Here is a 12276-nt window from a genome sequence, read left to right on the forward strand (position 1 = left end):
CGCTTTGGAGCGGGATATCAGCCCTTCAGCTTGACCGGGATGAAGTTGCTGACCCGCTGGCGCGTGATCTGCAACAGAACGGTGTCGCGCCCCGCCGACTTGGCCGCCGTGACCGCCGCGGCGACTTCGGCGACGGTGCGGACCGGCGTGCCGTTGATCGACTGGATCACGTCACCGCGCTTCAGCTTCTGCCCGGCATCGCTCGACGGATCGACCGCCGCCACGACCACGCCTTGAACGGTCGCATCGACGCCAACCGCGCGGGCGATCCCCGGGGTCAGCGGCTGCACCGCCAGGCCGAGCGGATTGCCGCTCGCGGGTGCCGTAGTGGCGGCATCGTCGTCGCCGTCATCGTCACCGCCAAAGCCGTCCGCGCCACCGTTGATCTCGGCGGCGAGCTGCTCCTGGGTCGGCCGTGCGGCGACCGCGACATTAACGGTTGTCGGCTTGCCGCCGCGGATCACCCCCAGGCGTGCGGTCTGGCCGGGATCGATATTGGCGACCAGATAGGATAGCGTCTGGTCGGGCGTCACCGCCTGGCCGTTGACCTCGGTCACCACGTCGCCGGCGCGCAGGCCGCCCTTGGCCGCCGGCCCGCCGGCGGTCACGCCCGCGATCACCTGGCCCCGGTTCTTGGGCAGGCCGAGCGCCGAGGCGACATCGCCGTTCACCTCCGGCCCGAGCTGCACGCCCAGATAGCCGCGCTTGATCGGCTCGCCCTTCATCAGCGTGGCGATGATCGGCTTGGCCTCTTCCGCCGGGATGGCGAAGCCGATGCCGATATTGCCGCCGCCCTGCGAGCCCAGGATCTGCGAGTTGATGCCGATGACGTTGCCGTTCAGATCGAACATCGGGCCGCCGCTATTGCCTTGATTGATCGCGGCATCGGTCTGGATGAAGCGGTCGTTGGCGCCGCCCTGCCCGGTCACGCGGTGCACGGCGGAGACGATGCCGGCGGTCACGGTGCCGCCCAGGCCAAACGGGTTGCCAATCGCCACCACCCAGTCGCCGACGCGGGTGCGCGAGCTGTCGCCCCATTTCACGAAGGGCAGGTTGGTCGCGTTGATCTTCAGCAGCGCCAGGTCCGAATCCGGATCGCGGCCGATCAGCTTGGCGGTATATTCCTTGCGGTCCGGCAGGATGACCGTGATCGACTCCACCTGTGCGCCGCGCGCGCCCGGCGCCACCACGTGATTGTTGGTCACGATATAGCCATCGGGCGAGATGATGAAGCCCGAACCCAGCGACTGGCCCTCGCGCTTCACCGGCGCGCCGCCACCGCCGCCGCCACCGAACAGGTCGGCGAAGGGTGTGCCCGCGAAGGGATTGGCCTGGGTCTGCTGGACGATCGTCTGCTTGGTCGAGATGTTGACCACCGCCGGCTGCAGCTTCGCGACCATGTCCGCGAAGCTCATCGGCGCGCCCGCGCGCGGCGCCGCGGCCTGGATCGCGCCCGGCTCGTTCTGCGCGGTCTGCGCAACGGTCGGCTGCAAGGCCAGGGTGGCGGTCGCGCCGCCGAGGAGAAGCGCACTGGTAATGGCGTAGGCGTAGCGCACTGAAGCTAGTTCCTCTCGTTCGTCGTTCGAACCGGGCAATCTATCGCCCAAGATGGCTGAACGACGGTTGAATATGAACGGACCGCAAGATCATGGTCGCCCTGCCGTCAGCGGCCTCGCCCCTCGAACTCCCGAAGATAGGAATTGTTCGGCGACAGGATGAAGTTGGTCGAACCCTTCTGATCCGGGGTGCCATCGGCGCCGAAGGTCCGGCGGTACGACTGCATCGCGCGATAGAAGTCATAGAAATCAGCGTCCTGACCGAAGCTTTGCGCATAGATGCGCGACGCCTGGGCGTCCGCGTCCGCGCGCACGACCTGGGCCTGGCGCTGGCCCTCGGCGGCGATGGTGATCGCCTCCTGCTGGCGCGCGGTGCGCATCCGGTCGAGCGCGCTCTGCAACGGCGTGCCGTCCGGCAGCTCGGCCTGCTTGATGCGGACGTCGACGATCTCAACGCCATATTGGCGGGCGCGGCGGTCCAGCCCGGTCTGAATCGCGTCCATCAGCTCGGTGCGCTCGGGCGTGAGCAGCGAGGCGAACGACACCTTGCCCAGCTCGTTGCGCAGCGTCGAGGCGAAAAGCGGGCGAAGCTGGTTCTCCACGCCCTCCTCGTCACCGGCGGTCGCCAGCATCAGGCGCGGATCGACCACGCGGTAGCGCGCATAGGCGTCGACGTTGAGCCGGCGCTGGTCGGTGGACAGGACCTGCGAATTCTCCAGGTCCAGGTTGCGCACCCGCTTGTCGACGCGGACGATCCGGTCGAGGAACGGCACGCGCACGATCAGCCCCGCCTCGTCCGTCCTCGGCTGGCCGGGCAACGCCGCGCGGTTCACGACACGGATCGGCTGGGCAAGGCGATAGACCACCGCCTGCTGCGTCTCCGGCACGATCGCGAAGGTCGCCGCGGCCAGGATCACCAACACCAGGGCGGCGATGCCGAGCGCGATCGGGTTCTTCCAGACGGGACCGGTCACTGGCCACCTCCCGACTGGGTCTGCGCCGACGCAGCGGGCTGGGCCGGCGCAGCCTCGGTCAGGCGGCGCGCATTGGGGATCGGCAGGTAGGGCATGACCCCGGGAGCCTCGATGATCGTCTTGTCGGACTTGGCCAGCACGGCCTCCATGGTCTCGTAATACATGCGGCGACGCGTCACCTCGGGCGCCAGGCGATACTGGCTGTAGACGCGGTCGAACTGCGCGGCCTCGCCCTGGGCGCGGGCGATGACCTGCTGCGCATAGGATTTGGCGCGGTTGACCTCCGCCACCGCCTCCTGCTGCGCCACCGTCACCTTGTTGAAGTCGTCGACGATCTGCGCCGGCGGGGTGACGCGGTTGAGCGACACGCTCTGGATGCGGACGCCCGAGTGATAGCTGTTGAGGATCGCCTGGGTCAGCTCCGCCACCCGTTGCTCGATGCGGGTACGGCCGCCGCCCAGCGCCTGGTCCAGCGTCGTGGTGGCGATCACCGCGCGCATCGCGCTCTCCGCCGCGGCGCGCACCGTCTCCTCGGGCTGGGCGAGCTGGAACACGTAGTCGCGCGGATTGGCGACGTTCCAGCGCACCGAATAGGTCAGGTCGACGATGTTCTGGTCGCCGGTCAGCGCCAGGTTGACGCCATCGCCCCGCGGAAAGTTCTCGGTGCGGAAACGCTGCACATCGACATCCTGCACGCGCGCGAACGGCGCGGGCGGCGTGATCTGCACGCCGGGCGACAACGTGCCGGCATACCGGCCGAGATAGGTGACGACGCCGCGCTGCTGCGGCCCGACCTGATGGATGCAGGTGAAGAGCAGCCACAGCACGACCAGGATTCCCGCGCCGATCGCCCACAGCACCCGTGCATTGGCACCGGGCGGCAGGCCGGGAAAGCCCCCGCCCCCGCCGCCATGGCCGCCACCGCCGCCCCGCGCGCGCTTCAGGAAATCGTCCAGTGCGGTCGGACGTGCCGGGCCGCCGGCCGGCTTGCGGCCGCCGGGGGGCACCGACCAGGGATTGCGCGGGCCGCCGCCGGGGGTTCCGCCATCGCCTCCCCACGGTCCCTTGGAGTTGTCGGCAGCAAGGATAATCGGACGCTTGGGCCAGCGCGGGAGGATGCTCATGCCTTCTCTATAGGAAGGCCTTTCGACGAAAAACAGTGCCAAGGCGGGGATGCCGGCTTAAGGCCGCCGGCATGAGCAGTGAAGCAATGAGGGCGGCGGTGCTTTCCGTCGCCGGTTCGCGGGCGACGATCCGCATGGATGGCGAGCGGATGGGCGTGGTGCTCGACGCCACCGGCCTGCCCCCCGCCGAACGCGAACGGCTGGAGGCGGAGGTTCGCGCCGCCGCGCCCGCAGCCCGGGTGATCGTCACCGCCGAGCGCGTCAACCGCGCCCTGATCGCGGTCGCCAGCGGCAAGGGCGGGGTCGGCAAGTCGACCGTGTCCGCCAATCTCGCCATCGCCCTCGCCCGCGCCGGTCACCGCGTCGGCCTGATCGACGCCGACATCTATGGCCCGTCGCAGCCCCGCCTGATGGCGGCCGAGGGCATTCGACCCGAAGCGATCGAGAAGCAGCTGATCCCGGTTCCCACCCCATATGGCGTGCCGCTCCTGTCGATGGGGCAATTGGTCGAGCCGGGCCGCGCCATCGCCTGGCGCGGGCCGATGGCGGCGGGGGCGCTGGGACAATTGGTCGAAGGCGCCTGGGGCGCGGCGGACACGCTGGTGATGGACCTGCCGCCCGGCACCGGCGACGTGCAACTGACCATGGTGCAGAAGTACCGGCCGGCCGGCGCGGTGATCGTGTCGACGCCGCAGGACCTGGCCCTGATCGACGCGACCCGCGCGATCGACTTCTTCAACAAGGCGGGCGTGCCGATCATCGGTCTGATCGAGAACATGGCCGGCTATGCCTGCCCGCATTGCGGCACCGTGTCGGACCCGTTCGGACGCGGCGGCGCGGAGTCGACGGCGGCGGCGCTCGGCCTGCCCTTCCTCGGCCGGGTGCCGCTTGCGATCGACATCCGCCAGGCGTCGGACGCAGGCCGGCCACCGGCGGCGGCGGCGGACGACCGCATCTTCGCGCCGCTCGCCGCGCAGGTGGCGGAGTGGTTGGGGCAGCGCAACCGGGGCTGACGGACGGGCGTTGTCCGGGTTCCAACCGGAGAGACGCCATGCCCCTGACCAGCGACGACGATATTGCCGACCTGCTCCGTTCGGCGCGCACCATCGCGCTGGTCGGCGCGTCGGACCGGCCGGACCGGCCCTCCTATCGGGTGATGGCCGCGCTCCAGCACCATGGCTACCGCGTCATCCCGGTCAATCCCCAGATCACCGGCGAGCATGTCCATGGCGAGTTCGTGTTCCGCGAGCTGGCGCAGCTCGGCGATCCGATCGACATCGTCGACATCTTCCGTAACTCGGCCGCCGCCGGCGCGGTGGTCGACGAGGCGATCGCGATCGGCGCCAAGGCGGTGTGGATGCAGCTCGGCGTGATCGACCAGAAAGCCGCCGCCCGCGCCGAGGCGGCCGGGCTGAAGGTGGTGATGGACCGCTGCCCGGCGATGGACATCCCGCGCCTCGGCCTGTCGCCTATCGCGGCAACATCTTGACCCGAACCGCGTTATCCATGCCCTCGACAGGAGGGACGGATGCTCGCCTTGTTTCTCATGACCGCCGCGCCCCAGGATACGGCGCACCTGATCCAGGCGGCCAGGGGGCGGCTCAGCCCCGGTTGCGCCACCGCCACTTGCGGCGAGCCGCCGCGCCGATCCCGTTTCCGCATCGATTCCGAGCCCATGGCGGAGGTCGACATGAAGGCCCGCGCTTTCGGCGACACCGGCATCGACTGCCGTACGGTCGGTGGCAAGCTCTGCACCAGCCGGCCGCGCACGATCCTGCGAACAGACTTCACCGACTGGCCCTGATCGACTAACGTCACCGCCGTCATCCTCCGCCAGGAGACCCGGATGCTGTTCGTACTGCTCTTGTTCGCCCAGGCCGACGACACGCTGTTGCGCACTGCTCTGGAGCGCACCGCCGCCGAACAGCGATGTACCGAAGCCGCGACGGCAAGGACGATCACCGTCTGTGGTCGTCGCACCGCCGATCGCTATCGCGTTCCCCTCGTCGAGATCGTACCCGGTGACCCCGCGCATCGTTCGGTGAGCGAAGAGCGGCAGGCGCTGCTCCACCGCACCACCCCCATCCAGGACCAGAGCCTGTTCCTGGTCGGCGGCGGGATGGCCGGGGCGACGGTGACGGCCGGCGGCCGCGACGGTGACACCAGCCTGCGACCCCTGGCGGAATGATCCCCGCCTTCTTCCTGGCGCTGCAGGCTGCACCGAACGTGCCGCAACGTTTCTCGATCCTGGCTGATGATTGCTCGTCGCAGACTTTGTCGACCGACCAGATTGTCGTCTGCGGTCGCAACGGCTCACCTCTGCCACGTCTGCCGCTCCCCGACGAACGCCCGCCGCCCGATATTCCACGTCAGCGGACCGGGGACCCTAGGGCCGGACTGGAGAATGCTCAAAACGGCGCTTGCGCCTTTCAGGGCTGTCAGGTCGGCGTGATGTTGCCGATCATCCCGGTCGCAAAGGCGGGAATCGCCGCGATCCGCCGCGCTTTGGCCCCGAGGATCGACACGTCGGAGCGGGTCGCGATCGATCTCGACTCGCCGCCACCGCCCTTGGAGGGCAGGCTGAGTCCGTAAGGCGGAACCGCCTCAGCCTTGCGCCGCCACCCGCATCAGGTCGCGAAGCTGCCGGGTCAAGCTGCCGCCAGAAATCTGCGCGTGCACGCTGTCATAGCCCTCGCGAATCAGGGTTCGACGCAAATCGCCCAAGGTACGGCACTGGCCGGCGCGCGCGACCTGGAAAGCCCGCTCCATCGTCGTGGCGGCCATCAGGCGAAATCCCCTATCTGATCGGGCTCGGCGACATTGTCGGACGATCCGGCGCTCTTCTCATCCTTCATCGCCTTGTCATAGGCGGCACTCTCATCCGCGATCCCGGCCTCGACGCTGCGCTCCGCCACGTCGTCGAACGCTTCGGGAACCTGACTTTTCTTCTGCTCGTCCGACATCACTCGCTCCTCGCTGAACTCGTTCAACGCATGAGTGCGCCGTTCGGGCCAACGCGACCCGGACGATCGCGCAAAGGGACGGGAGGGGGCCACGCCCCACCCCCGTCCTGTCAACGCTGGAGGAAGCGTTCGTAATCGGAAGGATCGAGCCGTACCTCGACATGGCTCTCCAGCCCGTCCGTCTCCTGCCGCACCACTTCGCCATGCGCATGCAGCCAGGCGAGGCCGGCGCCGTCGCCAGCGTCGAGCGTCAGATGGTAACGACGATGGCCGGCGGTCAGCTTGGCCGCGACCGCGACCGACAGCTCCTCCACCCCCTCGCCGGTCAGCGCGGAGATGGCGAGCACGTCGCTCCGTCGCCCGGCATCGGCGAGCAGTTCGGCCCGGCGCTCGTCATCGAGCAGGTCGAGCTTGTTCCACGCCTCGAAGCGGGGCGTGGCGGGATCGACCCCGATCTCTTCCAGAACCGACTCGACGTCGGCGCGCTGCGCTTCGGTGTCGGGATGGGCGACATCGCGGACGTGGACGAGCAGGTCGGCGGACACCACCTCCTCCAGCGTCGCCTTGAACGCGGCGACAAGCTGGGTCGGAAGGTCGGAGACGAACCCTACCGTGTCGGACAGGATCGCCTTGTCCAGACCCGGCAGCGAAATCTGCCTGAGTGTCGGATCGAGCGTCGCGAACAGCAGATCCTCCGCCATGACCTGCGCACCGGTCAGCCGGTTGAACAGCGTCGACTTGCCGGCATTGGTATAGCCGACCAGCGCGATCACCGGCCAAGGCGCGCGCTGCCGCCGCTCGCGGTGGAGGCCGCGCGTGCGGGACACCTGGTCCAGCTCGCGCCGCAACCGCGCCATGCGGTCGCGGATCATGCGCCGGTCCGCCTCGATCTGGGTCTCGCCGGGGCCGCCCAGGAAGCCGAAACCACCGCGCTGCCGCTCCAGATGGGTCCAACTGCGCACCAGGCGGCCGGCCTGGTAGTCGAGATGCGCGAGCTCGACCTGCAATCGTCCCTCGGCGGTCGCCGCGCGTTCGCCGAAGATTTCCAGGATCAGGCCGGTGCGGTCGATCACCTTGGCACCCAGGCCGGTTTCCAGGTTGCGCTGCTGCACCGGGGTGAGCGCGGCGTCGACGATCACCAGCGACGCCTCCTCCATGCGGACACGGGTGGCCAGTTCCTCAACCTGGCCGCTGCCGATCAGCGTCGCCGGGCGTGGCTGTCGCACCTTGAGCGCGACCCGGTCGACCACGTCCAGTCCGATCGCGGCGGCCAAGCCGGCGCTCTCCTCCAGCCGCGCCTCGGCGTCGCGCGACGAGTCGCCCCGGTCGGGCAGCAGCACGACGGCCCGGGCCCCACGCGCGAACTCATCGCGATCGCGATCGAAGCCGTTACTCAATCTTCCTGCGCCTCGGCCTGTTCCTCGGCCAGGTTCAGCGGCTTGGCCGGCTGGATGGTCGAGACGGCGTGCTTGTAGACGAGCTGCACCATGCCCTCGCGCTGGAGCAGCATGCAGAACAGGTCGAAGCCGGCGATCTGGCCCTGCAGCATCACGCCGTTGATCAGGAACATCGTCACGCTGTCTTCGGACTTGCGCACCGCGCTCAGGAACAGCTCCTGGAGCAGCGGCGACTTGCGCTGGCTCTCGCCGACTGCCTCGATGATCGGATCAACGTCGAACGCGCCGCCGGGCATGATCGTCGAGATGGCATGCTTGTAGATCAGCTGCGACTGGCCATCCCGGCGCAGCAGCACGGAGAAATTGTCGAACCAGGTGACGATGCCCTGCAGCTTCACGCCCTTGACCAGGAACATCGTGACCGGGGTCTTGGAGCGGCGCAGCGCGTTGAGGAAGAGGTCCTGCAGCGAGGATTGCTTTTCGGCCATGAACAAGCCCTTCTTGTTGGCGGGCCGTGGCCCGCGAGATTGCGCCGTTGCCCGGCGTCGGACGCCCGGCCTGGCGGCCGGACCGTTCTCCTTAGCGCCGTCGCGGCCGGATCGTCCAGCCGGTCACTCGTCGCGCGTATCGGTGATGCCGAGCAGCTTGAGCTTCCGGTGGAGCGCCGACCGCTCCATGCCGATGAAGCTCGCGGTGCGCGAAATGTTCCCCGAAAAGCGGCGGATCTGGACGCGCAGATATTCGCGCTCGAAACTTTCGCGCGCCTCGCGCAGTGGCGCGCCCATGATCGCGGACGTGCCATGGTCGCCGCCCCGGTCGCTGCCGAGCACCTCGGCGGGCAGCAGGTCCAGGTCGATGCGGCCGATCCGGTCGCCCGGCGCCATGATGATCGTGCGCTCGACCACGTTTCGGAGCTGGCGGACATTGCCCGGCCATTCATAGGATTGCAGCGCCACCATCGCGTCGGGCGCGACCTCCGGAGTCGGCACGCGGCGCTCGCCGGCATAATGGGTCAGGAAATGATGGACCAGCGCGGGGATGTCCTCACGCCGGTCGGCGAGCGGCGGGATGACCACCGGCACCACGTTCAGGCGGTAGTACAGGTCCTCGCGGAACCGGCCGCCGGCGATCTCCTCGGTCAGGTCGCGCGACGTGGCGGAGACGACGCGGACGTCGACCTTCACCACCCGGCTGCCGCCGACCCGGGTGAAGCTCTGGTCGGTCAGCACGCGCAGGATGCGCGCCTGGGTGGTGATCGGCATGTCGGCGATCTCGTCCAGGAACAGCGTGCCGCCATGCGCCTGTTCGAGCAGGCCGGGGCGGACCAGGTCGCCGCCCTCCTCCACGCCGAACAATTCCTCCTCGACCCGCTCCGGGGTCATGTTGGCGGCGCTGACGATGACGAAGGGCCCGGTCGCCCGCTGGCTCCAGCCATGCAGCAGCCGCGCCGCCACTTCCTTGCCGACGCCGGCGGGTCCCATGATCAGCACCCGGCTGCCGGTGCCGGCGACCCGCTTCAGGGTCGCGCGGACGCCGTTGATCGCGCCCGAGCTGCCGGTCAGGTCGGTGTCGCGCGCCGCCAGGCTGCGCAACGAGGCGACCTCGCGTCGCAGGCGCTCGGTCTCGGTCGCGCGCGCGACCATCAGCAGCAACCGCTCCGCTTCGAATGGCTTTTCAATGAAATCGGCCGCGCCTTTGCGAATCGCCGCCACCGCCGTGTCCAGGCTGCCATGGCCCGAGATGACCAGCACCGGGATCGATGCGTCGCGCCGCTTGATCTCGTCCAGCAGCTCCAGCCCGTCGAGCCGCGACCCCTGCAACCACACGTCGAGCAGCACCAGCGACGGCCGCCGCTGCGCGATCGCCTCCAGCGCGGAGTCGCTGTCGCCGGCGCCGCGCGTGCCATATCCCTCGTCCTCCAGCACGCCGGCGACCAGTTCGCGAATGTCCAGTTCGTCGTCGACGACGAGAATATCGATCGGCATCACATCATGTCCGGTTGGTGGTCAAGGCGGCGAGCGGGCCCTCGCCGGTCGGTTCGGGCGCGGCATCGCCCTGGTCGAGTATCGCCAGATGCCCGGCGTCGAACATCAGCGTCACGACCGTGCCGCCACCCTCGCGCTCGGCGAAGCCGATCGTGCCCATATGCTCCTCAACGATCTTCTTGACGATCGCCAGGCCCAGGCCGGTGCCCCGCGCCCGCGTCGTCATGTACGGTTCGACGATCCGCTCGCGCGCGGCCGGCAGACCGACGCCATTGTCGGAGACGGTCAGGCTGATCTCGCCGCGCGGCTCGCGCCGGATCGCCAGCGTCACCGTGCCGTCGGTGACATCGCCGCGCCCCTCGATCGCCTCGACCGCGTTCTTGACGATGTTGGTCAGCGCCTGGCCGATCTGGCGGCGGTCGCATACCAGCATCACCGGGTCGTCCGCATCGTGCAGCAGCGTGAAGCGGATGGCGGGATGCGCGACCTCGTGCAGGAACATGACCTCCTGCGCGGCGGCGAGCAGCGATTCCTCGCGGAACACGGGCTTGGGCATCCGTGCGAAGGAGGAAAACTCATCGACCATCCGCCGCAGGTCGCCGACCTGGCGGACGATCGTCTGGGTCAGCCGTTCGAACGTGCCGTCATCCGCCTCGATCCGGCTGCCATAGCGGCGCTGGAGCCGCTCGGCGGCAAGCTGGATGGGGGTGAGCGGGTTCTTGATCTCGTGCGCGATCCGTCGCGCCACGTCCGACCAGGCGGCCCGGCGCTGGTCGACCAGCTGCTGGGTCACGTCGTCGAAGGTCAGGATCGGACCGGTCGCGGTGCGCGCGATGCGGACCGCCAGGGTGCGCGGCGGCCCGTCCTGCCCGACCTGCACCACCGCCTCGCGCACGCCGCCATCGACCAGCGCGTCGAGCTCGGGCGCGACGTCGCGCAACGGGCGCCCGAGCACCCCGTCCGCATCGGTGCCGAGCAGCGCGATCGCAGAGGCATTGGCGATGCGGATCACCCGGTCGGCCCCGGTCGACACCACGCCCGCCGACACGCCCGCCATCACCGCCTCGATCAGCGAGCGGCGCGATTCGAGCTGGTCGTTGGCGGTGCGGAGCTCGGTATTCTGCTCCTCCAGTCGCCCGGTCATCTGATTGAAGGCGCTGGCCAGCGTGCCGACCTCGTCGCGATCGTGCGGGCCGGGCACGCGGGCGCTGAGGTCGCCTCCCTCCACCCGCCGCGCCGCGTCGACCAGCGCGCCGACTGGCCGCACCAGCCGATCGGCGATGTTGAGCGCGATCCACACCGCCAAACCGACGATCAGAAGCGACAGGATCAGCAGCGCCGCGTTGAAGCGCAGCTGCAGCGCGCGCGACCGGGATTGCAGCGCCTGGTAATCCGCGACGATCGCGTCACCGCGCCGCAACTGGGTGGCCAGTTGCTGGTCGAAGACGCGCGCCGCGTAGAGATAGGTGTGCTTGCCATAGTCGATCGGCACCAGCGCGGCGGCGCGGTCGGCGAACTGCTCGGTCGCGACCGGTGCGCCGTGGTCGATCTGCTGCATCATCGCCGGGGTGACGATATTCTCCATCGGCCGGCCATAGGGGTTGAGGACGATCAGCGGGTCCTTCTCGTCGCGGCGGACGATCATCGCCTCGGACAGTTCGCGCTGGAAGGTCTGCACCGCCAGCCCCTCGGAGAAGCGCTTGCTGTCGATCGGCATCTGGCGGAGGTAGAGCGCGAGGTCGAGGCTCATCGCCCGCGTCTCGTCGGCGACGCGCTGGATCTCCTTCTCGTAATTTTCACGGACCAGGCTGGCGGCGTTGTTCAGCATCGACTGGGCGCGCTGCGACGACCAGAATTCGACGCCATATTGGAAAAGCAAGGAGGCGACGATCGTCACCAGCAGCATCGGGATGGCGGCGGCCGCAGAGAAGAGTGCGACCAGCCGGACGTGGAGTTGCCCCGCGCCGCCGATCGGCGAGCGCGCGGCCCGCCGCCTGGCGATCCGCCGGCCGATCAGCATCAAGATGCCGATGCCGGGCACCAGATTGGCGACGAGCAGCAGCGCCAGCAGGGGCGGCGCGATGAAGCGCTGCGAAGCGCCCGCGCGCGCGACGACGAAATAGCTGGCGATGCCGATCGCGACCGCTACCGCCAGCACCGCGAGTTCGATCGCGGGCGTGACCGTGAACCGCCGCGTGGGCGCTTCGTCGGTCAGGTCTGGCGTCGCGGCAGCGATCATCCCGGCCGCCCTACAACGTCAGATGTTGCATGAAAACC

General features: G+C 69.1%; 14 protein-coding genes. 5 read left to right on the forward strand and 9 right to left on the reverse strand.

Features of this window, described 5'->3' with window-relative positions; all coding sequences use genetic code 11:
- Positions 1-17 precede the first annotated feature (17 nt).
- The 3 genes from GGQ96_RS15050 to hflK form a co-directional block, all read right to left on the reverse strand.
- A complete protein-coding gene (locus GGQ96_RS15050; protein ID WP_184116193.1) occupies positions 18-1556 on the reverse strand; it encodes a Do family serine endopeptidase in 1539 nt (512 codons plus the stop codon).
- A gap of 107 nt (positions 1557-1663) precedes the next feature.
- Positions 1664-2530: a protease modulator HflC gene (hflC, locus tag GGQ96_RS15055; protein ID WP_343059080.1), complete on the reverse strand. Its 867-nt coding sequence runs from the start codon at positions 2528-2530 to the stop codon at positions 1664-1666.
- Positions 2527-3654 carry a protease modulator HflK gene (gene hflK, locus GGQ96_RS15060; RefSeq protein ID WP_184116194.1) on the reverse strand — a complete coding sequence of 376 codons (1128 nt, stop codon included), beginning with the start codon at positions 3652-3654 and terminating at the stop codon, positions 2527-2529. The genes hflC and hflK overlap by 4 nt, the downstream gene beginning before the upstream one ends.
- 71 nt (positions 3655-3725) lie before the next feature.
- On the opposite strand from hflK, the gene GGQ96_RS15065 reads away from it, so the two are divergent.
- From GGQ96_RS15065 to GGQ96_RS15085, 5 genes are read left to right on the forward strand one after another with little or no spacing between them, the layout of a single operon-like run.
- Positions 3726-4667, forward strand: a complete 942-nt coding sequence (locus GGQ96_RS15065) for an Mrp/NBP35 family ATP-binding protein (RefSeq protein WP_184116196.1) — start codon at positions 3726-3728, stop codon at positions 4665-4667.
- 38 nt (positions 4668-4705) lie between these two features.
- Positions 4706-5143 (forward strand): CoA-binding protein, encoded by a 438-nt coding sequence (locus GGQ96_RS15070; protein WP_184116198.1) that lies wholly within the window; start codon positions 4706-4708, stop codon positions 5141-5143.
- Positions 5144-5182: 39 nt separating this feature from the next.
- Positions 5183-5458 carry a hypothetical protein gene (locus GGQ96_RS15075; protein WP_184116200.1) on the forward strand — a complete coding sequence of 92 codons (276 nt, stop codon included), beginning with the start codon at positions 5183-5185 and terminating at the stop codon, positions 5456-5458.
- Positions 5459-5500: 42 nt separating this feature from the next.
- Positions 5501-5842, forward strand: a complete 342-nt coding sequence (locus GGQ96_RS15080; protein ID WP_184116202.1) for a hypothetical protein — start codon at positions 5501-5503, stop codon at positions 5840-5842.
- Positions 5839-6246: a hypothetical protein gene (locus GGQ96_RS15085; protein WP_184116204.1), complete on the forward strand. Its 408-nt coding sequence runs from the start codon at positions 5839-5841 to the stop codon at positions 6244-6246. The genes GGQ96_RS15080 and GGQ96_RS15085 overlap by 4 nt, the downstream gene beginning before the upstream one ends.
- Before the next feature lie 12 nt (positions 6247-6258).
- Here GGQ96_RS15085 and GGQ96_RS15090 read toward each other — a convergent pair whose 3' ends face one another.
- The 6 genes from GGQ96_RS15090 to GGQ96_RS15115 all read right to left on the reverse strand — a co-directional run bounded on the left by GGQ96_RS15090 (position 6259) and on the right by GGQ96_RS15115 (position 12238).
- A complete protein-coding gene (locus GGQ96_RS15090; RefSeq protein ID WP_125993106.1) occupies positions 6259-6438 on the reverse strand; it encodes a hypothetical protein in 180 nt (59 codons plus the stop codon).
- A complete protein-coding gene (locus tag GGQ96_RS15095) occupies positions 6438-6617 on the reverse strand; it encodes a hypothetical protein (protein ID WP_184116206.1) in 180 nt (59 codons plus the stop codon). The genes GGQ96_RS15090 and GGQ96_RS15095 overlap by 1 nt, the downstream gene beginning before the upstream one ends.
- A gap of 110 nt (positions 6618-6727) precedes the next feature.
- Entirely contained in the window at positions 6728-8014 is a 1287-nt protein-coding gene (hflX, locus tag GGQ96_RS15100; RefSeq protein ID WP_184116208.1) for a GTPase HflX, read from the reverse strand.
- Complete coding sequence (gene hfq, locus GGQ96_RS15105) at positions 8011-8502, reverse strand: RNA chaperone Hfq (protein ID WP_184116210.1); 492 nt, start codon at positions 8500-8502, stop codon at positions 8011-8013. Before hfq ends, hflX begins: the two co-directional genes overlap by 4 nt.
- Positions 8503-8625: 123 nt before the next feature.
- Complete coding sequence (gene ntrX / locus GGQ96_RS15110; protein ID WP_184116212.1) at positions 8626-9999, reverse strand: nitrogen assimilation response regulator NtrX; 1374 nt, start codon at positions 9997-9999, stop codon at positions 8626-8628.
- Positions 10000-10003: 4 nt separating this feature from the next.
- Positions 10004-12238, reverse strand: coding sequence for a sensor histidine kinase NtrY-like (locus GGQ96_RS15115; protein WP_184116214.1), 2235 nt, complete (start codon positions 12236-12238; stop codon positions 10004-10006).
- Positions 12239-12276: the final 38 nt, after the last annotated feature.

It is taken from the genome of Sphingomonas abaci (assembly GCF_014199625.1).
Taxonomy (GTDB): domain Bacteria; phylum Pseudomonadota; class Alphaproteobacteria; order Sphingomonadales; family Sphingomonadaceae; genus Sphingomonas; species Sphingomonas abaci.